The sequence below is a fragment of the Lentzea sp. NPDC020367 genome (genome assembly GCF_044387305.1).
Taxonomy (GTDB): Bacteria; Actinomycetota; Actinomycetes; order Mycobacteriales; family Pseudonocardiaceae; genus Lentzea.
In genome coordinates this window covers 1252357-1273031 of the sequence record NZ_JBIRVV010000001.1, presented here as the reverse complement: position 1 = coordinate 1273031, position 20675 = coordinate 1252357, and the positions used below count along the sequence as shown (strand labels likewise).

Sequence of the window (20675 nt, the reverse complement as noted above, 5' to 3'; positions counted from 1 at the left end):
CTTTGCAAAGTAGCAGTCTTTGCAAAGCATTCGGTAGGGTGCGTTCATGTCTCGACGGCCGCTTCCGGACCATCCCGTGCGCATCGCCTTGCTGGACCTGCTGGCCGAGCACGGCACGCTGACCTCCACCCAGGCCGCCGCGCGGCTTGGGCAGAGCTCCGGGTTGTGCTCGTTCCACCTGCGCCGGCTCGCCGAGCTGGGGTTGATCGAGGAGGCGCCGCACCAGGGCGGCAAGGCGCGGCCGTGGCAGCTGCGGTGGGAGACCGAGGACGAACCGGCGCCGGAGGAGTCGTTCAGCGCGCTCATCCACGTGACGCCGCAGGAGATGGCGGAGATCGGCGCGTCGATCCGGCGGCTGTTGTTCCGCTACCGCGACCGGGGCACGCGCCCGGCCGACGCGGTGGCCGTGACCGCGGAGGTCCGGTTGCTCACCGGTGACCCAGTAGGCTGACCCGGCGATGGAAGAACTGAAAGGCGACTGCGCCAACTGCTTCGGGTTGTGCTGCGTCGCGCTGCCGTTCGCGAAGTCGGCGGACTTCGCGGCCACCAAGGACGCGGGCACGCCGTGCCGCAACCTGCTGGCCGATCACCGGTGCGGCATCCACGACCAGTTGCGGCCCAAGGGTTATGCCGGCTGCACGGTCTACGACTGCTTCGGCGCGGGTCAGCGGGTGTCGCAGACGGTGTTCGCCGGCGTCGACTGGCGTGTCGCCGAACGCGAGAAGATGTTCGCGGTGTTCCCCGTGGTCCGGCAGTTGCACGAACTGCTCTGGTACCTCGCCGAGGCCGCCCGTCTCGACCCTCACGACGACCTGGCCGCCGCGTTCGCCGAGGTCGAACGGCACACCGTCGCCGCACCGGACGCCGTCCTGGCGCTCGACGTCGCGGAGATCCGGGCGAAGGTCAACATCCTGCTGCTGCGCACCAGCGAACGGCTGCGTTCCAGCGCCAAGTCCTACCGGGGCGCGGACCTGATCGGCGCGCGGCTGCGGAACAAGAACCTGAGCAGCGCGGACTTCCGCGGCGCGTACCTGATCGGCGCGGATCTCACGAACTCCGACCTGTCGCGGGCGGACATGATCGGTGCCGACCTGCGGGGCGCTGACCTGTCCGGTGCGGATCTGAGCACGTGCCTGTTCCTGACCCAGCCGCAGGTCAACGCCGCGCGCGGCAACGCGAAGACGAAGCTGCCGGACGCGCTGACGAGGCCTTCGCACTGGACGGCGGAGCCCGCCCGGCGCCGCTGACCTGTCAGGGCGGTGTCAGCGCCCGCTGCGACCGTGCGCGTCATGAAGAAGGCATTGCTGATCATCGCAGCCGCCACGGCGGGCCTGCTCACGCCCGGAGTCGCGCACGCCGAGACGCCGCCGGGGTGTGCGTCGGCCCAGCAGATCGGGTCGACCGCGTACGTGCAGATGGGCGGGCAGACCGCCGCGTCGGTCAAGCAGTTCGCGGGCTGCGGCAAGAACTGGGGCTACGTCTTCGTGTGGGCCGACTGGGCCGCGAAGTACGACCTCTTCCACGTCACGGCCGCGGTCGCGACCGACGACGGCGCGAACCACGGCAAGGTGATCGGCCGGGTCGACCAGCGCGAGGTGTGGTCCAAGGCCACCGCCACGATCGCCAGCTGCACCCGTGCGCTCGGCGTCGTCTCACTCGGCGAGGACGGCTGGAGCGCCTACTCGAGCCGTCGCTGCTGATCTCGACACGGACCTGACCAGGCCGAACGGTTTGACTGAAATTTCAGTCAGGGTTATCGTGGGGGTATGAACAGGCGCAACTTCGTGCAGTCGGCGGCAGCGGCCATCAGCGGTCTGCTCGCCGGCTGTGCGAGCGAGACCGGCGGTGCGGGCACGGGCGAGAAGTCGTGGGTGATGCCCGAGGAGGGGCAGCCCCATCGGCGGACGTGGATGGCGTTCGCGGCCAGTGAGCGGATCTGGGGCAGGGACCTGCTGCCCCAGGTGCGTCGTGACCAGGCCACGATCGCGACGACGATCGCCCGGTTCGAGCCGGTGTCGATACTGGTGCGTGCCGAGGACCTCGATCTCGCCCAGCCGCTGCTGCCGGGGGTCGAGCTGGTGACCGCGGAGCTGGACGACCTGTGGATGCGCGACACCGGACCGGTGTTCGTGCGCGGCGGTGGCGCGGTCGACTTCAACTTCAACGGCTGGGGCGGCAAGCAGGAGCACCGCCGCGACGCCAAGGTCGCCGGGTTCGTCGCAGGTCAGGCCGGCGCCCAGCGGATCGGCACGGATCTGGTGCTGGAGGGCGGCGCGCTGGAGGTCGACGGCGAGGGCACGGCGATCATCACCGAGAGCTGCGTGCTCAACGGCAACCGCAACCGGGGCTGGACGAAGTCCGACGTGGAGCAGGAGCTCGCGCACCTGCTCGGGATCAGGAAGGTGATCTGGCTGCCGGGCATCGCCGGGCGGGACATCACCGACGGCCACACGGACTTCTACGCCCGCTTCGCCGGTCCTGGCGTGGTGGTGGCGGGGCTCGACAACGACCCCGAGTCGTTCGACCACGACGTGACGCGCCGCCACCTGGAGATCCTGCGCGCCGCGACCGACGCCGCGGGCAGGCCGTTGCGGGTCGAGGTGCTGGAGGGTCCGGAGACGGTGCGGGTGCGCGACGAGGACTTCGCGGCCGGGTACGTCAACTTCTACGTGTGCAACGGCGCGGTCATCGGGCCGGAGTTCGGCGACCGGCGTGCGGACGCGGCGGCGAAGGCGACGCTGGAGCGGCTGTTCCCCGGACGTACGGTGGTGCAGATCAACATCGACGGCATCGCGTCGGGCGGTGGCGGCATCCACTGCACCACGCAGCAAGAACCGAAGTGAGGGCGCCAGTGTCGGAGCGCAGGACCGGGATGCTCGAGGCCGCGGTGCGCGTGATCGCGCAGGACGGCGTGCGCGGGTTGCGCGTCGAGAAGCTCGCGGCCGAGGCCGGGGTGTCCACGGCGTTGATCTACTACCACTTCAAGGACCGCGCCGGGATCCTGCGGGCCGCGCTGGAGCACGTGAACGAGCGGGCGCGGTCCTACACCGGCGGCGCGGAGTCCGGTGATCCGCGCACCCAGGTCGAGCGGATGCTCCTGGACGAGCTGCAGGACGACGCGCACGTACGGGAGACGAGCGTCGCGTGGGGTGAGCTGCGGGCCAGCGCGGCGTTCCACGAGGAGCTGCGCGCGACGTTGCGCACGGCCACCGAGGCGTGGAACTCCGACGTCGAAACCCTGCTGCGCCAGGTGAATCCCGATCTCGACGCGGCGGCGGCAGCCGAACGGCTGACCGCGCTCGTCGAGGGCCTGAGCGAGCGCTGGCACAGCGGCTCGCTGACCCTGGACCGCGCACGGGAGCTGCTGGCCGGTGCGATCGCCCGTGAGCTGGGCTAGACCGACAGCCGCTGCTGGGCGACGGCGCGCGCGAAGCCCTCGACGTTGTCGATCATGATGTTGTGGCCGGTGTTCGGCACGGAGACGAGCTGGACACCGGACGCGGCGAGCTCGCGGCCGCCGCTGGGCGGTGCGTCCTCGGGGTGCAGGAAGACGCGCGGGATCTCCAGTTCCAGCAACAACTTGCGCATCGTGGGCGAGGTGCCGCGGACGAGGTCGACGGCGCTGCGGTAGAGGGCCTCGCGGCCGGCCATGCGCATGGTGGCGGCCCAGTGCGGGCCGACGTCGCGCAGCACGCGGTCGAAGCCGTGGCTCAGGAAGTCGGCTTCCCCGTAGGCGGCGATGCCCCGGCTGCCGGGTGCGCCGAGCGAGGGGGTGTGCGGGTCGATGTGGGGGTCGACGAGCACGAGGGAGCGCACCATCTCGGGGTGGCGCGCGGCGAGCACGATGGCGACGGCGCCGCCCATGCTGTGGCCGATGATCTCGCTGCGGCGCAGCCCGATCTTGGCCAGTGCCACGGCGAGGGCGTCGGCGTGGCCTTCCAGTGAGTAGGCGAAGCCGCTGGGCCGGTCGCTGATGCCGAACCCGAGCAGGTCCATCATCAGGCTGCGGCGCCCGGCCAGCAGCGGGTGCGCGACGGCTTCTGCGTAGTAGGGAGCCGACGAGGCGCCCAGTCCGTGCAGGTAGACGCGTGCGGGCGAGGCGCCCGGCACTTCGACCCAGCGGATCCGGACCCCAGGTCTGATCTCGACGGCGCGCATGTCTCTCCCGGCGGTGTATCGGTGTCCGGACCCTACCCCGCGTTCAGCCGAGCCGAACGCGGTTTCGAGAGTCCGTTCTCATCTGGTCAGCGAGCCGCGCGGACGCCACTGCGGACAGCGGCGTGAGCACGAAGGTGTAGCCGAATCCTATGGCGGCGCGCAGGTGGGTGATCGCGCTCCCTGGCAAGGCCATCGCGTGATGTTCGTCCACATGAACGCCGGACGACAGCGACCGAACGGCGGCTTTTGGCCGCGTCGGGGCGAATCGGCAACCCCTTGGCCACCAAGGGTTCCGGCATGTGGGCGCCGTTGGCCGATCTTGCCGACGTCCGGATCATGGCTTTCATCCGACGATTGGACGGCCGGCATGCGACAACTGATCCTCCTCGCACTGGTGGGCCTCGGCGCGCAGCTCGTCGACGGCAGCCTCGGCATGGCGTACGGCGTGACCTCGACGACCCTGTTGCTCGCGATCGGCACCAACCCCGCCGCGGCGTCGGCGACGGTGCACCTGGCCGAGATCGGCACGACGCTGGCGTCCGGGTTCTCGCACTGGCGGTTCGGCAACGTGGACTGGAAGGTCGTCGCGAAGATCGGCATCCCGGGCGCCGTGGGCGCGTTCGCCGGGGCGACGTTCCTGTCGAGCCTGTCCACCGAGGTGGCCGCACCGGTGATGTCGCTGGTGCTGCTGGTGCTGGGTCTGTACGTGCTGATCCGGTTCACGACGTTCGGGCTGCCGCGCACGAACCTGGGCAAGCCGCTGCGCAAGAGGTTCCTGGCCCCGCTGGGCCTGGTCGCCGGGTTCGTGGACTCGACCGGCGGCGGTGGCTGGGGCCCGGTCGGCACGCCCGCGATCCTCGCCAGCGGCCGGTTGGAGCCGCGCAAGACGATCGGGTCGATCGACACCAGCGAGTTCCTCGTCGCGGTGGCCGCGAGCGTGGGCTTCTTCGTGGGCATCGGCAACGAGGGCGTCAACTTCACGTGGGTGGTCGCGCTGCTGGCCGGTGGCCTGATCGCCGCGCCGGTCGCGGCCTGGCTGGTGCGGCACATCCCGCCGCGCGTGCTCGGCTCGGCGGTCGGTGGCGTGATCATCCTGACCAACGTCCGCACGTTGCTGCGCAGCGACTGGATCGACGCGAGCGACGCGGTGAAGTGGCCGATCTACGGCCTGATCTACGTGGTGTGGGCGGCGGCGCTGGCCTACTCGATCCAGCAGCACCGGGCGAACCGCGACGTGGAGCCCGCGACGGAGAAGGTCTAGACGCCCAGGGCCGCGCGTGCGGCCGTGACGGTCGCGGTGCGCAGCTCGTCGACGGGGATGTCGGGGAACTGCATGGTGCAGTCCTGCATGCCGCCGAACGCCAGCACCGCCCTGGTCTGCTGTTCCAGCGTCGCCTCCGGCCCGAACACGAGGTGGGTGAGCCGGGCGCGCCAGGACAGCACGACGTCGATCAGGCCCAGCTCCGCGAGCGTGGTCAGCTCGGACAGCAGCAGCAACATGTCCTTGCGGTGGCGGTGGTGGAAGTCGAAGAAGCCCTCGATCAGCTCGACCGCCGCCACGTCCTGGCGTTGTTCCATGCGTGCGAGGAAGCCTTCGCCGTCGTCGAGCAGCGGGGTGACGATGCTGCGGATGAGCTCTTCGCGTGAGGCGAAGTGGTAGTAGAGCGCGGGTTTGGTGATGCCGAGGCGGTCGGCGATCTCCTGCAGGCTGGTCTGCTGCACGCCCTGGGAGGCGAACAGCTCGCGCGCGGTCTGCAGGATCCGCTGCTTGGTGTCGGACTTGGCCACGTGCCGAATCTTACTTAACGATCGGTAAGTCGCGGGTGTAGGCTCGCGCCAGTTCACTTACCGACCGTTAAGTAAGGAGCGTTGACGTGCGAGTTCTCGTTTCCGGCGCGAGTGTCGCCGGTCCGGTGCTGGCGTACTGGCTCACGCGGTACGGGCACGAGGTGACGGTGGTCGAGCGGTCGCCGGTGCTGCGCAAGACCGGCGGGCACGCGGTGGACCTGTTCAAGCCGGCGATGGACATCTCCGAACGCATGGGGGTGCTGCCGCGCATCGAGGCGCTGGCGACCGGGACCACCCGGCTGACGTACCTGCGCGAGGGCACGCGCAAACCGATCAGCGCCGACGTGACGAAGCTGTTCGCGGCCGCGTCCGACCGGCACGTCGAGGTCATGCGCGACGACCTGAGCGAGATCTACTACGACGCCACGCGCGCCGACGTCGAGTACGTGTTCGGCGACTCGATCACGTCCATCGGTGACGAGGTGAGCTTCGAGACCGGTGCACCGCGGCGGTTCGACCTGGTCATCGGCGCGGACGGGCTGCATTCGAACGTGCGGCGGCTCGTGTTCGGCGAAGTCGAGAAGACGTTCGTGGGCGCGTACCTGGCCGTGTTGTCCGTGCCGAAGGAGCTGGGTCTGCCGGGTGAGATGACCGGGCACATCGGCCCTGGACGTACGACGGCGGTGTACGGCGCACGGCACCTGGACGACGCACGCGCCGTGTTCCTGTTCCGCTCGCCCGAACTCTCCTACCACCACCGGGACGTGGCGCGGCAGAAGCAGCTGCTGCGGGAGGCGTTCGCCGGGATGCACCCCGAGGTCGACTCGTGGCTGGGGCGCCTGGACGGCGGGGCGTTCTACTTCGACTCGATCACCCAGCTGCGCGAGGACACGTGGTCGCGCAGGCGGGTGGCGCTGGTCGGCGACGCGGCCTACTGCCCCGGTCCGGCGGTGGGTGGCAGCACGAGTCTCGCGGTGCTGGGCGCGTACGTGCTGGCGGGCGAGCTCTCCGCCGGTTCGGACCACGAGGCGGCGTTCGCGCGGTACGAGGACGAGATGCGCGACATCGTGCACCGCAGCAGGGCGTTCGCGCTCGGTGTGGCGAAGACGCTGATCCCGTCCACGCGGCTGCGGGTGACGGCGCTCGTGCGAGGCGCGCAGTTGCTGACGTCGTTGCCGTCGTGGGCGGTGCGGCCGCTGGCGAAGCTGAACTCGAAGGGCGTGCGGATGCACGACTCGATGCACGTGAAGGACTACGGGCGTCAGGGCGCCGGCGTACCGGCGCCCTGACTCACCGCACTAGAACTGCAGGCTCCACTTGTCGAGGAACCCGGTGTCCTGGTTGGCGTTGTCGTTGACCCTCAGCTGCCAGGTGCCGTTGGCGACCTCGCTGGAGGCGTTGACGGTGTAGGTGGTGTTGATGTTGTCCGTGCCGCCGCCCGCGCGGTTGTGCAGGACGTAGACGGTGCCGTCCGGTGCCACCAGGTCCACCTTCAGGTCGCCCTGGTAGGTGTGCTTGATGTCCACCGCGACCTTGAGGGTCGACGGCGCGTTGCCGGTCACCTCGGACACCGCGATCGGGGAGTTGATGGTGGTGTTGTCCCCGATCTGGAAGTCCGCGGCGTTCTCGAAGAACTTGCCGGGGCCGGGCGGGGTGACGCCGCAGTACTGCGCTTCCTTGCCGATGGCCTCGTACGGGCAGTCGGCGCGTTCCAGCAGCTGCAGCACGGCCTCCTTGTTGCGGGAGGTCTGCGCCGGGATGACCTCGTCGGGCGGGTAGAAACCGCCGCCGCCGGCGCTGCCGGGGTACATCTCGAAGGTGTAGGCGAAGATGCCCTGCGTTCCCCACAGCCAGTCGGGGATCGAACCGTCGGTGATGTACAGGTCGCTGGACTGCTCGGGCGTGTAGCCGTTGCTCTGCGCCATGGACTGGCCGATGGTGGCGAACGTGTCGCGCTGGTCCTGGGTCAGGCCGGGCGCGACGTCGTCGTAGGTCCAGCCCCACGGCCACAGGATGAGCTCGCTGTAGGTGTGGAAGTCGATGGACGCGCCGATCTGCTGCTTGCCACCGACGTTGCGGCCGCGCACGAAGTCGGACACGACCTTGACCTCGGGCGCGGACGCCGCGCTCGGGCCGCGGTAGGTCTCGGAACCGGTGCTGCCGCTGGAACCGCCGCAGCAGCCCCACTTGTAGTCCCAGTTGCGGTTGAGGTCGGTGCCGACGTTGGACGAACCGGCGTTGGGCTGCCGGTTCTTGCGCCAGGACCGGTAGCTGCCGGTCGCGATGTCGTACTCGCCGCCGTCGGGGTTGACGTCCGGGATGATCCAGATCTCGCGGGTGTCCACGAGGCCCTTGATGCGCGCGTCGGACGCGTACTGGGTCGTGAACTGGTTGACCAGGTACAGCGCCATCTCGACGGTGAGGTGCTCACGGGCGTGCTGGTGGTGCGTGAACAGCACCTCCGGCTCGTTCTCGTCGACGCCGACGTTGTCGCTGATCTTGAGGGCGACGATGTCGCGGTTCTCGTAGGACTTGCCGATGACCTGCTTGCTGATCAGGTTCGGGTACGCGGCGACGGCGTTGTTGATCTCCGTCGTCATCTCGGCGTAGTTGTGGTAGTTCGAGTCCGCCGCGGGGAAGTCGAACGGCCCGACCGCCGCGTTCGCCTCCATCCGCTTGGGCAGCTCGGTGACCTCGAACCCCTGTGCCTTCAGGTTCTTCGCCTCGCGCGCGGTCGCGGTGATCACGACGATGCCGTGTTCCTCGACCGAGTCGATCGCGGCACCGGACTTGGCGAGCTTGCTGCGCTGCTCAGCGCTGCGAACGTTGCTGACCTGGTAGTTCGTCGACGTTTCCTCGGCACCGGGGGCCGCGCCGGTGGGCACGCCTCCCATGGCGAACACGACGCTCGCGGCGACGGTGACCCCGATCAGGGGTCTGAGATGGCTCTTTCGCATGCAGGGCAACCCTTTCGTACCACGGCAGGGACATGGCTCCGCAATGTGTAGTGCGTGTGAAGGCACGCTGTCATCCCGCCATCCGTATGGGGTTACCTGGTGAGATGGGCCGTGTGGATGAAAAGGCGTTGTTGCACCGGTATCTGACCGCGGCGCGTGAGGCGTTGCTGTGGAAGCTCGACGGCCTGTCGGAGTACGACGCGCGGCGGCCGTTGACGCCGACGGGCACCAATCTGCTGGGGCTGGTGAAGCACGCGGCCGGGGTGGAGCTCAACTACTTCGGGCGCGTGTTCGACCGGCCGTTCCCCGACCCGCCGCTCTGGTCGACGGCGGACGCCCTGCCCGCGTCGGACATGTTCGCCGACGCCAGCGAGTCGCGGGACTCGGTCGTCGCCTTCTACGGGCGGGTGCGGGAGTTCGCCGACGCGACGATCGCCGCGCTGCCGCTGGACGCGCCGGGCCGGGTGTCGTGGTGGTCGGAGGGGCGGCGGGAGGTGACGTTGCGGCAGGTCCTGGTGCAGGTGTCGATCGAGCTGCACCGGCACGCCGGGCACGCGGACGTGGTGCGGGAGCTGATCGACGGCGCGACGGGCATGCAGGACGGCAACACGAACATGCCGTCGGTGCCCGCCGGGTGGTGGGACGGGCACCGCGCCCGGCTGGAGGAAATCGCCGCCACCGCCGACGCGACTCTGCGAGGGTGAGGGGCATGGCCTCTGATCCGAAAGCCGACCTGCACCGCTATCTGAAGGTCGCCCGCGAGGCGTTGCTGTGGAAGCTCGACGGCCTGTCGGAGTACGACGTGCGCCGCCCGTTGACGCCGACGGGCACGAACCTGCTGGGCCTGGTCAAGCACCTGGCCGGCGTCGAGGCGGGCTACTTCGGCGACTGCCTGGGCCGGCCGTTCCCCGAGAAGCTGCCGTTCGACGTCGAGGCGGACCCGAACTCGGACATGTTCGCCACGGCCGAGGAGTCGCGGGAGGACGTGCTGGCGTTGTTCGCGCGGGCGACGGCCTTCGCCGACACCAGCATCGAGGAACTGCCGCTGGATGCGCCCGGTGTGGTGCCGTGGTGGCCGGAGGAGCGCAAGTACGTGACGCTGCACCTGCTGCTCGTCCACGAGATCGCCGAGGTCAACCGGCACGCCGGGCACGCGGACATCCTGCGTGAGGGACTCGACGGGGTCGCGGGCCTGCGCGCGAACAACTCGAACCTGCCCGAGCAGGACTGGCAGGCCCACTGGGACCGCGTCGAGCTGGAGGCGCGCAAGGCCTCCGGCCAGGCGTGACCGGTCAGCGCGACTCGGCCTGGTAGGCGGAGAAGTACTCGCGGACGTCGACGGGCCGCCGGAGCTCGTTCACCACCTGGGAAAGGTGGCTGACAGGTTCCGCGAGGCGATCGATACTGCTTCGCATGGGTAAGGAATACGAGCGGATCGAGCCGCGGCTGCAGGAGTTCATCGAGAACCAGAAGGTGTTCTTCGTGGCGAGTGCTCCGCTGGCGGGTGACGGGCACGTCAACCTCTCGCCCAAGGGCCGGCAGGGCACGCTGCGGATCCTGGACGACCGCACGGTGGCCTACCTCGACTTCGGCGGCAGTCACGCCGAGACGATCGCGCATCTGCGGGAGAACGGGCGCATCACGTTGATGTGGTGTGCGTTCGAGGGGCCGCCGAACATCGTGCGCGTGCACGGCCGCGGTGAGCCGGTGTTCCGCGACGACCCGCGCTTCGCCGAGCTGGTAGCGGGGTTCGGGGAGGCGGACGGGCCGGCGTTGCGGGCGGTGATCGTGGTGGCTGCCGAGCTGGTCAGCGACACCTGCGGGTTCGCTGTGCCGTTCATGGACTACCGCTCGGAGCGCGACCTGCACGCGGACTACTTCGCCCGCAAGAGCGACGACGAGTTCCGCGAGTACACGAACAAGAAGCCCTACAACATCGCGAGCATCGACGGTCTGCCCGCGGTGGAGCTGCCGCTGCCGCCCCGGTAGAAAAAATCTTGGGCGGGGATGTCGAGAACGTCGTCACGGCTCCGTCCCCTGGGCATGACGACGATGACGCAGAGCGAGATCACCGAGGTTCTGAACCGGCCGTACAGCAAGGAGCTGCTGCACCGCGACATGCTGCGGATGGCGTACGTGGCCAAGGACGGCACGCCGCGCGTGGTTCCGATCGCGCACACCTGGAACGGCGAGCACATCGTGCTGTGCACCTCGACGAACGCGCCGAAGCTGCACGCGCTGCGGGCGAACCCGGCCGTGGCGCTGACGATCGACACCGAGGTGCACCCGCCGAAGATCCTGCTGATCCGCGGCACGGTGGAGCTGGACGAGGTCGAGGGCATCCCGCAGGAGTACCTGCAGATGAACGGCAGCTACGACATGTCGCCGGAGCAGCGGGTGGAGTGGGAGCGCGAGGTGCGCTCGCTCTACGACGGCATGGTGCGGATCGTGGTGACGCCGACGTGGGCGAAGCTGATCGACTTCGAGACGACGCTGCCCAGCGCGGTGCAGGAGCTCGTGGAGCGGCGGTCAGCTCGACAGGAACCGGTCTAGGACGCGCACGCCGAACTCCAGGCCGGCGACGGGCACGCGTTCGTCGACGCCGTGCGCCATCGCGCGGTAGTCGAAGCCCACGGGCAGTTGCAGCGGCGAGAAGCCGTAGCAGTGGATGCCCAGCCGGCTGAACGCCTTGGCGTCGGTGCCGCCGCCCAGGCAGTACGGCACGACGGCCGCGGCGGGGTCCTCGGCGCGCAGGGCGTCGGCCATGGCGGCGAACCACGCCGTGTCGACGGGTGCCTCGACGGGCGGCTGGTCCTCGAGGACCACGCGGGTCACGCCGGGCGAGAGCAGCGAGTCGATGGTGGCGGCGAGTTCGTCGACGGTGCCGGGCAGGGTGCGGACGTCGAGCTGCGCGGTGGCGGTGCCGGGGATGACGTTGACCTTGTACCCGGCCTGCAGCATCGTCGGGGTGGCCGAGCAGCGCACGGTGTTCTCGGCCAGTTTCGCGGCGGGCCCGAGGCGGGTCAGCGTGCCGTCGACGTCGTCCAGGTCGACCTCCACCCCCAGCGCCTTGCCCGCGCCCACGAGGAACGCCTCGACGGTCGGCGTGAGCCGCACGGGGTGTTCGAACGCCGCGATCCGCGCCAGTGACGTGACCAGCGCGGTCACCGCGTTCTGGTCGTTGCGCCGCGACCCGTGCCCGGCGCGGCCGGTGGCGGTGAGCTTCATGTGCGACGTGCCGCGCTCGGCGGTGCCGATCGGGTACAGCCGCACGCCGTCGACGTCGTAGGAGAACGCGCCGGACTCGCTGATCGCCGCCTGCACCCCCGCGAAATGGGCGGCGTGGTGCTCCACGAGCCAATGCGCCCCGTAGGCGCCCTGGTCCTCCTCGTCGGCCACGAACGCCAGCACCACGTCACGGCGTGGACGGCGGCCCTCTTCGTGCCAGCGGTTGAGCACGGCCAGCGTCATGGCGGCCATGTCCTTCATGTCCACCGCGCCCCGGCCGTGCACGAACCCGTCGCGGACATCTCCGGCGAACGGGTCGAAACTCCACTCGGCGGGATCGGCGGGCACGACGTCGAGGTGCGACTGGACCAGCACGGCGGGCAGCGTCGGGTCGGTGCCGGGCACGCGCGCGAGGACGTTGGTGCGCCGCGGTGCCGGTTCGAGCAGCGTCGGCTGCACGCCGTTGTCCTGCAGGATCGCCGCGACGTGCTCGGCGGCCTCCCGCTCACCGGCACTGTCACCGCCACCGCGGTTGGTGGTGTCGAACCGGATCAGCTGTGCGCACAGTTGCGCCACGTCCAGCGTCATGGGCGCCACCGTATCCGCACGTGCACTGTGGAATTGTGACGGGCCTGTGCCGATCACGTTGGGGGACACCGGTGCACCTGCAGACGGCCCTGGAGGGGCTCGCGCTCAACCCGGCGCTGCCGGAGGGCATGATCCGCCGCCTGATCGCCCACCGCCAGGGGCCGGGTGAGGTCGGTGAGCGGCCGGACCTCACCGTGGAGCTGATCGACGAGATGATCGCCACGAACTGGCCACGGCTGTTGTGGTCGCTGGCGTTCAACGACGGCCTGCCCGACGCGTTCCGGCTGCGGCTGGCACGCCATCCCGACGACTCCGTGCGGGCCGCGCTGGCGTCAAGCCGTGCCTCGGGCGAGGTGTTCGAGTTGCTGCTGGCCGCTCCTGAGCCCCATGTCCGCGAGTACCTGGCCAGGAATGCGGCCGTGCCTGACGACCTGAGGGCACGCCTCGCGGCGGACCCGAGCGCCAAGGTCAGGGCGACGCTGGGTGAACACTGGTCCGGCGCACCCGAGCACGTGCGGCGCACGTTGCTGATCGACCCGGACGACCAGGTCCGCGAGTCGTCGTGCTCGGTCCACCACCCCCACCTGGCGCCGCCACCCGACCTGGTGCCCGCGCTGCTGGCTGATCCGGTCACCAGGGCCGGGGTGGTCCGGCACCTGACCCTCGACGAGCAGACGGCGCGCCGGCTCTCCGAGGATCCCGACGTGGACGTGCGGGTCGAGCTGGCCAAGCACCCGCAACTGTCGCCCGACCTGCGCGACACCCTCGGCGTGGATCCGAACGCACGGGTCAGGCTCGGCGTCTTCGGGAGGCAGGACACCCCCGAACCGCTGCGATCGGCCATCCACGCGCACGTCCTCGCCGCGCCCCGGTCGCTGGACCTGCTGAGCGTCGACGAGTCGCGGTTCGACTGGACGCTGGCGCTGGGCGAACTGCGGATGCTGCGGCTGGACTGGGTGCGCGCCGATCCGTTGCCGCACGTCGACTCCCCATACCCGTGTTTCCGCGCCTCGGCGGCCTCCAGCCCGCGGCCTCTGCCCGCCGAGGTGGTCGCCCGGCTGCTGGCCGACGACGAGTACGACGTCCGTCTGGCGATGGCCGAACGCGCCCCGCAACTGGTGGACGCGCGAACGGCGGAGCACCTCGACCGCGAGTTCCGTCCAGGGAAGACGAAGTACTCGCCGTGGCGGCCCGCGGACGTGCTGACGTTCCCCGCGGAAGTGGTGCGCCGGTTCGCCACCGATCCCGACCCGCGCATGCGGTGCCTGGCGCCCCGCGACCCCGATCTGCCCGCAGAGACCACCGTCCGGCTGGCCACCGATCCCGACGCGGACGTGCGGCACGCGGTCGCCGACCACCGCAACCTGCCCGAGGAGGCGTTGATCGCGTTGCTCGACGACTCCGCTGAACGGGTCGTCCGCGCCGCGGCGGGGTCGCCACGGCTGCCGCGGGCGCAGATGGAACGCGTGCTGGCGCGAGCCGGCCTGTGACTCAGCCGTAGACGTCCTCGATCGCCGCCCCGGCGATGTGGGTGACGACCTTGAACGCCTTCATCGCCTCGGTCATGGAGTCCGCGTCGAACCCGACCCGCCGCACCCCGATCAGGTCCACGGTCGGCACGACGGCGGCGGCTTCGGCCAGGTGCGAGGCGTCGAACTCGACCTCGATGCGGTGGGGCTCGACGACCGCGTCCGAACGCCCGGCCGAGGCCATCGCGGCGGTGGCGGCTTCTGTGATCTGTGAAGAAGTCACCGCCGGTGGCAGGCACACGGCCGCGTAGCGCGACACGCACTCCTTGACCGCGACCGTCCACGCCGGGGCCGCGTAGGACGCGGCGTCCTCACAGGTCAGGTCGTCACCGGTCACGAGCAGCACGGGAACGCCGTACTCGGCGGCCAGCGCGGCGTTGAGGCGTCCTTCGGAGGCGAGGACGCCGTCGAGCCACACGCCGGTGATGGAGTTCTCCATGTAGGTGTGGGCGAGCACGCCGCGGGAGCCCGCACCCGTGTGGTAGCCGAGAAAGACCACTCCGTCCACATCGGAGTCGATACCTTGCATCATCGACAGCGGCTTGTGCCGGCCGGTGAGCATTCGCGCCGAGTCGTGGAGGTCTTCGAGCAGGAGGTTGCGTTGCGAGGAATGGGCCTCGTTGACGACGACCTGCTCCGCTCCGCCCGCGACCAGGCCGCTGACGCAGGCGTTGACGTCTGCCGTGAACAGGCGCCGGAACCGTTGCCACTGCTCGGTGCCGGGGAGGACGTCCCCGGTCCAGGTGACTCCGGTGGCGCCTTCCATGTCCGCCGAGATCATGATCCGCACATCTCGGTAAGTTAGCGGTGGGCTGCTGGGGAAGAGGGGTTTTCGTGCGGGTGAAGTTGTGCGCGTTGCTTGCCATAGCAACGACTGTGGGGCTCTCGGCACCTCCTGCGACGGCGCAGGCACCAGTGATCTTGAAGGTCGCGATCGTGCAGCAGATCGACTCGATGAACCCGTTCCTCGCGGTGTTCCAGTCGAGCACGGAGATCGGCCGGTTGATGTACGACTACCTGACCGCGTACACGGCGGCCGACCAGACGGTGACCGAGGGCCTGGCGAACAGATGGGAGCCCTCGCCCGACAAGCTCACCTGGACCTTCACGGTGCCCGAGGGCAAGAAGTGGTCCGACGGCGAGCCGATCACCGCGCGCGACGTCGCGTTCACCTACAACCTGATGCTGACCGACTCGGTCGCCAGGACCGCGAACGGCAGCTTCGTCGCGAACTTCCAGGACGTCACCGCGACCGACGACCGCACGGTCGTCGTCCGGACCAAGACGCCGCAGGTGACGATGCTGGCGCTGGACGTCCCGATCGTGCCCAAGCACGTGTGGGAGAAGGTCGGCGGCATCAAGGACTACGCCAACGACCAGATGCCGGTCGTGGGCTCGGGCCCGTTCGTGCTGACCGAGCACGTGGCGGGGCAGTTCATCAAGCTCAAGGCCAACAAGAACTACTGGCGGGGCGCGGCGAAGTTCGACGAGCTGCACTTCGTGTACTTCCAGAACTCCGACGCCGCGGTGCAGGCGCTGGGCAAGGGCGAGGTCGACCTGGTCAACCGGATGGCGCCGGCGCAGTTCGACTCGCTCGACGGCAAGGCCGGGGTGACCCGCAACAAGGCGCAGGGCCGCCGCTTCACCGAGTTGATGATCAATCCCGGCGCGCAGACCCGCACCGGTGAGCCGATCGGGGACGGCAACCCGGCGCTCAAGGACGTGCGGGTGCGCAGGGCGATCGCGCAGGCGGTGGACCTCGACGCGCTCGTGTCGCGGGTGAACCTGGGGTACGCGGAGAAGGGCTCGGGCCTGGTGCCGCCGGTGTTCGGCAAGTGGCACTGGCAGCCGAGTGCACAGGAGCAGCGCAAGTTCGACCCGGCCGCGGCGAACGCGGCACTCGACGCCGCCGGTTTCCCGCGCGGGGCCGACGGCACCCGTTTCCCGCTGCGGCTCGTCGGACGGGCCGGGCGTGCCTATGACGAGCAGGCGTCGGAGTACCTCAAGCGGTCGATGAGCGACATCGGCATCCCGCTGGACGTGCGGCTGGTGTCGGACAACCAGCTCAACGAGGCCACCACGGCCGCGACCTACGACCTGGCGTTCTCCGGCTGGGCGACGAACATCGACCCGGACTTCATCCTGAGCCTGCACACCTGCGCGCAGCGGCCGGGCGCGGACGGCAAGGGCGGCACGACCGACGCGTACTTCTGCGACGAGACCTACGACAAGCTCTACGCCCAGCAGCTCTCGGAGTTCGACGAGGGCAAGCGCGTGGAGATCGTGAAGCAGATGCAGGCCCGTTTCTACGACCAGGTGCCCGCCGTGGTGCTGTCGTACGAGAACGCGCTGGAGGGCTACCGCTCCGATCACTTCGCGAAGTTCCTGACGCAGCCCGCGCAGGGCGGCGTGATCATGGCGCAGAACGGCATGTGGGGCTACTACGGCGCCGAACCGGCCGGCCGGGCCGTGCAGGCTCAGGGCAGCCGGTGGGCGGGGCTGGCGCTGGGGGGTGCGGTGATCGCCGCGCTGGTGCTGGCGGTGGTCGTGATGGCCCGGCGGCGCAACGCCACGGCAGGGGAGCGCGAGTAGGTGCGTCTGGCCGGTCGGTTCGGTGGTGCGGCGCTCAGCCTGGTGATGGTGGCGGTGCTGGGGTTCTTCCTGTTCCGGGTGGTGCCCGGCGACCCCGTGGTCTCGATGACGCGCGGCCGTCCGACCACGGCGGCGATGCAGGCCGAGCTGCGTGCGCAGTTCGGCCTGGACCGTCCGTTGCACGAGCAGTTCTGGAACTACCTCACCTCGCTGCTGCACGGTGACCTGGGCACGTCGTTCACGTTCCGCCGGCCGGTCTCCGACGTGATCCTCGAACGTCTGGGGCCGACGTTGCTGCTGGTCGGCACGGCGACGCTGATCGCGGTCGGGCTGGGGCTGTGGCTCGGGGTGCGGGCGGCGTGGCGTCGTGACTCGGGCTTCGACCGGGTCACGACGGGGGTGTCGCTGACGTTGTGGGCGGTGCCGACGTTCTGGCTCGGCATGCTGCTGATGATGGTGACCGGGGACCTGTTCCCGTCGCGGGGCATGCGCGACACCGACACGGCGCCGGACTTCGTGTCGCAGGCCCTCGACGTCGGCCACCACCTGGTGCTGCCGTCGATCACGCTGGTCGCGGTGGTGTGCGCGGAGTACATGCTGGTCATGCGGTCGTCGTTGCTGGAGGAGATGCACGCCCCCTATCTGACGACGGCGCGTGCGAAGGGTCTGCGCGACGACCTGGTGCGGCGCCGCCATGCCGTGCCGAACGCGGTGCTGCCGGCGATCACGCTGGTGTTCCTGCGGTTCGGGCTGGTGGTGGCCGGGGCGATCACGACGGAGACGGTGTTCTCCTGGCCCGGCCTGGGGTTGTTGTTCTACGACGCGCTGACCGGGCCGGACTACCTGCTGCTGCAGGGGTTGCTGGTGGTGACGGCGAGCGCGGTCGTGGTGATGAACCTGCTCGCGGACCTGCTGCACGGGGTCCTGGATCCACGGGTGAAGGTCGTATGAGCAGGATGGACGGGTTCCTGGCGCAGCGCGCCGGGGTGGCCGGTGCGGCGGTGCTTTCTGTGGCCGCGCTGGTCGCCCTGCTCGCGCCGCTGCTGATCCCCGCCGACGCCCTCGACGTCACCCGCGTGACCGACGGCGCCTGGCAGCCGCCGGGCTCGGGGCACTGGCTGGGCACCGACCACACGGGACGGTCGGTGGCGTTGCTGATGGCGCAGGGCACGGGGACGTCGTTGTTCGTCGGGCTGACGGCGGCGGTGCTCGCCGTGGGCATCGGCACGCTCGCCGGCATCCTGAGCGGTCACTTCGGCGGGCTGCTGGCAGGGGCGTTGCTGCGGGTGACGGACTTCTTCCTGGTGCTGCCGGCGCTGGTGCTGGCGATCGCGTTGTCGACGGTGCTGCCACGCGGCATCGGCACGATCATCCTGGCGATCGGCCTGACGAGCTGGCCCGCGACGGCACGGATGGTGCGGGCGCAGACACTGACGATCGAGGCCCGTCCGTTCGTGGAACGCGCACGGGCGCTCGGTGGCGGCCACACGCACGTGATCGGACGGCACGTGCTGCCGTCGGTGGTGCCGTTGGTGCTGGTCAACGCGACGCTGGCGGTGGCGTCGGCGATCGTGGCGGAGTCGACGCTGGCGTTTCTGGGCCTGGGTGACCCGACGCGGATCTCGTGGGGCGCGATGCTGCACCAGGCGCAACTGCACGGCGCGGTGCCGCAGCGGGCGTGGTGGTTCCTGCTGCCGCCCGGTCTCGCGATCGTGGCGGTGGTGCTGGCGTTCACGCTCGTCGGACGCGCCCTCGAAGCCGTCGTGACGCCGAAGAGGTGAACCCGTTGCTGGAGTTGAAGAACCTCACCGTCCACTACGGACCGAAATGCGTCGTCAACGACGTGAACCTCGCCCTGGCGCCCGGTCAGACGCTGGGTTTGGCGGGTGAGTCGGGGTCGGGCAAGTCGACGGTGGCGATGTCGGTGCTGCGGCTGCTGCCCAAGTCCGCGACCGTGACCGGCGAGGTCCTGCTCGACGGCGACGACGTGGCGACGATGTCGTGGGGCCGGTTGCGGGCGGTGCGGTGGGCGGCGGCGTCGATCGTGTTCCAGGGCGCGATGCACTCGCTCAACCCCGTGCAGCGCGTCGGGGACCAGATCGCCGAACCCATGCGGCTGCACGGCGTGGACGGCAGCGCGCTCGATCTGCTGGAGCAGGTCGAACTGCCCCGGGACAAAGCGCGGGCGTATCCGCACGAGCTCTCGGGCGGGCAGAAGCAGCGGGTCATGATCGCGATGGCGCTGGCGTGCGGGCCGCGGCTGGTCGTCGCGGACGAGCCGACCACGGCGCTCGACGTCGTGGTGCAGGCCCAGGTGCTGGCGTTGATGACGCGGCTGGTCCGCGAGCAGGACCTCGGGTTGCTGATGATCAGTCACGACCTGTCGGTGCTGGCCGAGACGTGTGACGACCTCGCGGTGATGCATCGCGGCGAGCTGGTCGAACGCGGCCGCACCCGTGAGGTGATCGCGAACCCGCGCCACCCGCACACGGCGGCGCTGACGGCGGCGTTCCCGGTGATCGGCGACCCGGCGCACCGCTGGGCCGAGCCCGCGCCGACACCGGAGCCGTTGCTCGAAGTGCGGGATCTGGTCGTGGACTACGGCCGGACGCGCGCGGTCGACGGGGTGGACCTGACGATCGGGCGGGGCGAGATCGTGGCGCTGGTCGGGCAGTCCGGATCAGGCAAAACGACACTGGCTCGTACCATAATGGGGCTGCGAAAGCCGTCCTCCGGTCGGGTGATCTTCGACGGCGCCGAGGTGGGTCGCGGCGGCAAGGCGCTCAAGGCCTTCCGGCGCCAGGTGCAGCTCGTGCTTCAAGATCCTTCCAGCGCCCTCAACCCGCGTCACAAGGTCGTCGACGCGGTGGCGGAGGGACTGCGGGTGCACGGGGTCGCAGGTGACGTGGAAGCCCTGGTCACGGCCGCTGTGGAACGGGCTGAACTGCGTCCGGCGAGCCTGTACCTGGAGTCGCTTCCGCACGAGCTGTCCGGGGGTCAGCAGCAGCGGGTGGTGATCGCCGGCGCGCTGGTGCTGGAGCCCCGGCTGCTGGTGGCCGACGAGCCCGTCGCGTCGCTGGACGCCTCGGTGCGCGGGGAGATCGTGGCGCTGTTGCTCCGGTTGCGCCGTGAACTGGGCCTTGCTTCATTGATCATCACGCACGACCTAGGGCTGGCGTGGCAGATCGCCGACCGGGTCGCGGTGATGCATCAGGGGAAAATCGTGGAACAAGGCTCGGTCGAAGAAGTCCTCCTCACCCCGTCTCACGACTACACGCGTGCGTTGCTGCGCGCGGTGCCGCAGGTCTGAGAGTGATCCCGATCGAACACGCCCGGTATCGGGCCTCGCTGACGCCTGCCGAGATCGGGCGGGGCGGGGCCGACGGCTGGGTGGACGTCGACGAGGTGCCGACGCTGGCGAGGCTGGCGTGGCACGACCTGGGCTGCCCTCCCGGTGTGCTGGGTGAGCTCGCGCAGGCCAGCGAACCCGGTCACGTGCGGGAACTGTGCCGGATCCTGGCCTCGACCTCCCGTGCCGACACCGCCGCGGTATGGCGCTACCTGGCCGCGGACTGGGAACGCACCGGCGAACGCTCCGACGGCCGGCAGCGGTTCCTGCTGGACCGGGCGATGCGCGGCGACGGCGTGAACTGGCACGACTACACCGCCCTGATGGGCATCGGCCGCCCGGAAGAGGTCGACGCGGCGTTCGACCGCGGCGAGGACATGGTCGGTGTCGCGGTGATCGGCCTGGCGATGTCGCATCCGGACCCGCTGGTCGCCTTACGCCGCGTCGCTCGCGCGTTGGACCACAACCGCATCGAGGTCCGCCGGC

Annotated in this window: 23 protein-coding genes and 1 pseudogene; 16 read left to right on the top strand and 8 right to left on the bottom strand. The window is 70.0% G+C overall.

Going from position 1 to position 20675, the window contains the following annotated elements; genetic code table 11:
* The first annotated feature begins 46 nt into the window (after positions 1-46).
* The 5 genes from ACH413_RS05845 to ACH413_RS05825 all read left to right on the top strand — a co-directional run bounded on the left by ACH413_RS05845 (position 47) and on the right by ACH413_RS05825 (position 3397).
* Positions 47-451, top strand: coding sequence for a winged helix-turn-helix domain-containing protein (locus ACH413_RS05845; protein WP_360036573.1), 405 nt, complete (start codon positions 47-49; stop codon positions 449-451).
* A 7-nt stretch (positions 452-458) separates the two neighbouring features.
* The gene (locus tag ACH413_RS05840; protein ID WP_360036570.1) at positions 459-1247 is read left to right on the top strand and encodes a pentapeptide repeat-containing protein; all 789 of its coding nucleotides are present in this window, start codon (positions 459-461) and stop codon (positions 1245-1247) included.
* A 42-nt stretch (positions 1248-1289) separates the two neighbouring features.
* A complete protein-coding gene (locus ACH413_RS05835) occupies positions 1290-1700 on the top strand; it encodes a hypothetical protein (protein WP_360036567.1) in 411 nt (136 codons plus the stop codon).
* Between the two features lie 66 nt (positions 1701-1766).
* Complete coding sequence (locus tag ACH413_RS05830; protein WP_360036564.1) at positions 1767-2843, top strand: agmatine deiminase family protein; 1077 nt, start codon at positions 1767-1769, stop codon at positions 2841-2843.
* Between the two features lie 8 nt (positions 2844-2851).
* On the top strand, positions 2852-3397 hold the full coding sequence (locus tag ACH413_RS05825; RefSeq protein ID WP_360036561.1) for a TetR/AcrR family transcriptional regulator: 546 nt from the start codon (positions 2852-2854) through the stop codon (positions 3395-3397).
* On the opposite strand, the gene ACH413_RS05820 is transcribed toward ACH413_RS05825, so the two are convergent.
* Together ACH413_RS05820 and ACH413_RS05815 are read right to left on the bottom strand one after the other, a co-directional pair.
* Positions 3394-4158 (bottom strand): alpha/beta hydrolase, encoded by a 765-nt coding sequence (locus ACH413_RS05820; protein ID WP_319980564.1) that lies wholly within the window; start codon positions 4156-4158, stop codon positions 3394-3396. The genes ACH413_RS05825 and ACH413_RS05820 overlap by 4 nt on opposite strands.
* Before the next feature lie 43 nt (positions 4159-4201).
* A complete protein-coding gene (locus tag ACH413_RS05815) occupies positions 4202-4351 on the bottom strand; it encodes a hypothetical protein (RefSeq protein ID WP_360036558.1) in 150 nt (49 codons plus the stop codon).
* 174 nt (positions 4352-4525) lie between these two features.
* On the opposite strand from ACH413_RS05815, the gene ACH413_RS05810 reads away from it, so the two are divergent.
* Positions 4526-5419, top strand: coding sequence for a sulfite exporter TauE/SafE family protein (locus ACH413_RS05810; protein WP_360036555.1), 894 nt, complete (start codon positions 4526-4528; stop codon positions 5417-5419).
* On the opposite strand, the gene ACH413_RS05805 is transcribed toward ACH413_RS05810, so the two are convergent.
* The gene (locus ACH413_RS05805; protein ID WP_360036552.1) at positions 5416-5946 is read right to left on the bottom strand and encodes a helix-turn-helix domain-containing protein; all 531 of its coding nucleotides are present in this window, start codon (positions 5944-5946) and stop codon (positions 5416-5418) included. The genes ACH413_RS05810 and ACH413_RS05805 overlap by 4 nt on opposite strands.
* Positions 5947-6032: 86 nt before the next feature.
* Between ACH413_RS05805 and ACH413_RS05800 the strand changes: the two genes are divergently transcribed.
* Positions 6033-7235 carry an FAD-dependent monooxygenase gene (locus tag ACH413_RS05800; RefSeq protein ID WP_360036549.1) on the top strand — a complete coding sequence of 401 codons (1203 nt, stop codon included), beginning with the start codon at positions 6033-6035 and terminating at the stop codon, positions 7233-7235.
* A 9-nt stretch (positions 7236-7244) separates the two neighbouring features.
* Here the strand turns inward: ACH413_RS05800 and ACH413_RS05795 are convergent, their stop codons facing one another.
* Both ACH413_RS05795 and ACH413_RS05790 read right to left on the bottom strand, forming a co-directional pair.
* Complete coding sequence (locus ACH413_RS05795) at positions 7245-7508, bottom strand: proprotein convertase P-domain-containing protein (protein WP_396424914.1); 264 nt, start codon at positions 7506-7508, stop codon at positions 7245-7247.
* A gap of 141 nt (positions 7509-7649) precedes the next feature.
* A pseudogene (locus ACH413_RS05790) lies at positions 7650-8876 on the bottom strand (M14 family metallopeptidase); the annotation flags it as partial.
* Between the two features lie 131 nt (positions 8877-9007).
* Here ACH413_RS05790 and ACH413_RS05785 point away from each other — a divergent pair.
* Positions 9008-9607 carry a DinB family protein gene (locus ACH413_RS05785; protein ID WP_360036543.1) on the top strand — a complete coding sequence of 200 codons (600 nt, stop codon included), beginning with the start codon at positions 9008-9010 and terminating at the stop codon, positions 9605-9607.
* Between the two features lie 5 nt (positions 9608-9612).
* A complete protein-coding gene (locus ACH413_RS05780) occupies positions 9613-10191 on the top strand; it encodes a DinB family protein (RefSeq protein WP_360036540.1) in 579 nt (192 codons plus the stop codon).
* 4 nt (positions 10192-10195) lie between these two features.
* Here the strand turns inward: ACH413_RS05780 and ACH413_RS05775 are convergent, their stop codons facing one another.
* Positions 10196-10318 (bottom strand): hypothetical protein, encoded by a 123-nt coding sequence (locus ACH413_RS05775; RefSeq protein ID WP_360036537.1) that lies wholly within the window; start codon positions 10316-10318, stop codon positions 10196-10198.
* Here ACH413_RS05775 and ACH413_RS05770 point away from each other — a divergent pair.
* Both ACH413_RS05770 and ACH413_RS05765 read left to right on the top strand, forming a co-directional pair.
* On the top strand, positions 10317-10892 hold the full coding sequence (locus tag ACH413_RS05770) for a pyridoxamine 5'-phosphate oxidase family protein (protein ID WP_360036534.1): 576 nt from the start codon (positions 10317-10319) through the stop codon (positions 10890-10892). The two genes, ACH413_RS05775 and ACH413_RS05770, sit on opposite strands and share 2 nt — an antisense overlap.
* A 63-nt stretch (positions 10893-10955) precedes the next feature.
* Positions 10956-11456: a pyridoxamine 5'-phosphate oxidase family protein gene (locus ACH413_RS05765; RefSeq protein WP_360037264.1), complete on the top strand. Its 501-nt coding sequence runs from the start codon at positions 10956-10958 to the stop codon at positions 11454-11456.
* Here the strand turns inward: ACH413_RS05765 and ACH413_RS05760 are convergent.
* The gene (locus ACH413_RS05760) at positions 11433-12719 is read right to left on the bottom strand and encodes a M20/M25/M40 family metallo-hydrolase (protein ID WP_360036531.1); all 1287 of its coding nucleotides are present in this window, start codon (positions 12717-12719) and stop codon (positions 11433-11435) included. The two genes, ACH413_RS05765 and ACH413_RS05760, sit on opposite strands and share 24 nt — an antisense overlap.
* A gap of 71 nt (positions 12720-12790) precedes the next feature.
* On the opposite strand from ACH413_RS05760, the gene ACH413_RS05755 reads away from it, so the two are divergent.
* Positions 12791-14209, top strand: a complete 1419-nt coding sequence (locus ACH413_RS05755; RefSeq protein ID WP_360036528.1) for a hypothetical protein — start codon at positions 12791-12793, stop codon at positions 14207-14209.
* 1 nt (position 14210) lies between these two features.
* On the opposite strand, the gene ACH413_RS05750 is transcribed toward ACH413_RS05755, so the two are convergent.
* On the bottom strand, positions 14211-15038 hold the full coding sequence (locus ACH413_RS05750) for a M55 family metallopeptidase (protein ID WP_360036525.1): 828 nt from the start codon (positions 15036-15038) through the stop codon (positions 14211-14213).
* Between the two features lie 125 nt (positions 15039-15163).
* Here ACH413_RS05750 and ACH413_RS05745 point away from each other — a divergent pair, with 125 nt between their 5' ends.
* From ACH413_RS05745 to ACH413_RS05730, 4 genes are read left to right on the top strand one after another with little or no spacing between them, the layout of a single operon-like run.
* Positions 15164-16840 carry an ABC transporter substrate-binding protein gene (locus tag ACH413_RS05745; RefSeq protein WP_360036522.1) on the top strand — a complete coding sequence of 559 codons (1677 nt, stop codon included), beginning with the start codon at positions 15164-15166 and terminating at the stop codon, positions 16838-16840.
* A 45-nt stretch (positions 16841-16885) separates the two neighbouring features.
* Positions 16886-17791, top strand: a complete 906-nt coding sequence (locus ACH413_RS05740; protein ID WP_396424913.1) for an ABC transporter permease — start codon at positions 16886-16888, stop codon at positions 17789-17791.
* Complete coding sequence (locus ACH413_RS05735) at positions 17788-18621, top strand: ABC transporter permease (protein ID WP_360036516.1); 834 nt, start codon at positions 17788-17790, stop codon at positions 18619-18621. Before ACH413_RS05740 ends, ACH413_RS05735 begins: the two co-directional genes overlap by 4 nt.
* Entirely contained in the window at positions 18618-20150 is a 1533-nt protein-coding gene (locus ACH413_RS05730; RefSeq protein ID WP_360036514.1) for an ABC transporter ATP-binding protein, read from the top strand. Before ACH413_RS05735 ends, ACH413_RS05730 begins: the two co-directional genes overlap by 4 nt.
* Positions 20151-20675: the final 525 nt, after the last annotated feature.

What these genes read in the sequence shown, in the direction of transcription:
- ACH413_RS05845 (WP_360036573.1), top strand. Translation starts at nt 47, where the DNA reads ATGTCTCGACGGCCGCTTCCGGACCATCCCGTGCGCATCGCCTTGCTG.
- ACH413_RS05840 (WP_360036570.1), top strand. Translation starts at nt 459, where the DNA reads ATGGAAGAACTGAAAGGCGACTGCGCCAACTGCTTCGGGTTGTGCTGC.
- ACH413_RS05835 (WP_360036567.1), top strand. Translation starts at nt 1,290, where the DNA reads ATGAAGAAGGCATTGCTGATCATCGCAGCCGCCACGGCGGGCCTGCTC.
- ACH413_RS05830 (WP_360036564.1), top strand. Translation starts at nt 1,767, where the DNA reads ATGAACAGGCGCAACTTCGTGCAGTCGGCGGCAGCGGCCATCAGCGGT.
- ACH413_RS05820 (WP_319980564.1), bottom strand. Translation starts at nt 4,158, where the DNA reads ATGCGCGCCGTCGAGATCAGACCTGGGGTCCGGATCCGCTGGGTCGAA.
- ACH413_RS05815 (WP_360036558.1), bottom strand. Translation starts at nt 4,351, where the DNA reads ATGGCCTTGCCAGGGAGCGCGATCACCCACCTGCGCGCCGCCATAGGA.
- ACH413_RS05810 (WP_360036555.1), top strand. Translation starts at nt 4,526, where the DNA reads ATGCGACAACTGATCCTCCTCGCACTGGTGGGCCTCGGCGCGCAGCTC.
- ACH413_RS05785 (WP_360036543.1), top strand. Translation starts at nt 9,008, where the DNA reads ATGGGCCGTGTGGATGAAAAGGCGTTGTTGCACCGGTATCTGACCGCG.
- ACH413_RS05780 (WP_360036540.1), top strand. Translation starts at nt 9,613, where the DNA reads ATGGCCTCTGATCCGAAAGCCGACCTGCACCGCTATCTGAAGGTCGCC.
- ACH413_RS05770 (WP_360036534.1), top strand. Translation starts at nt 10,317, where the DNA reads ATGGGTAAGGAATACGAGCGGATCGAGCCGCGGCTGCAGGAGTTCATC.
- ACH413_RS05775 (WP_360036537.1), bottom strand. Translation starts at nt 10,318, where the DNA reads ATGCGAAGCAGTATCGATCGCCTCGCGGAACCTGTCAGCCACCTTTCC.
- ACH413_RS05765 (WP_360037264.1), top strand. Translation starts at nt 10,956, where the DNA reads ATGACGCAGAGCGAGATCACCGAGGTTCTGAACCGGCCGTACAGCAAG.
- ACH413_RS05760 (WP_360036531.1), bottom strand. Translation starts at nt 12,719, where the DNA reads ATGACGCTGGACGTGGCGCAACTGTGCGCACAGCTGATCCGGTTCGAC.
- ACH413_RS05740 (WP_396424913.1), top strand. Translation starts at nt 16,886, where the DNA reads ATGGTGGCGGTGCTGGGGTTCTTCCTGTTCCGGGTGGTGCCCGGCGAC.
- ACH413_RS05735 (WP_360036516.1), top strand. Translation starts at nt 17,788, where the DNA reads ATGAGCAGGATGGACGGGTTCCTGGCGCAGCGCGCCGGGGTGGCCGGT.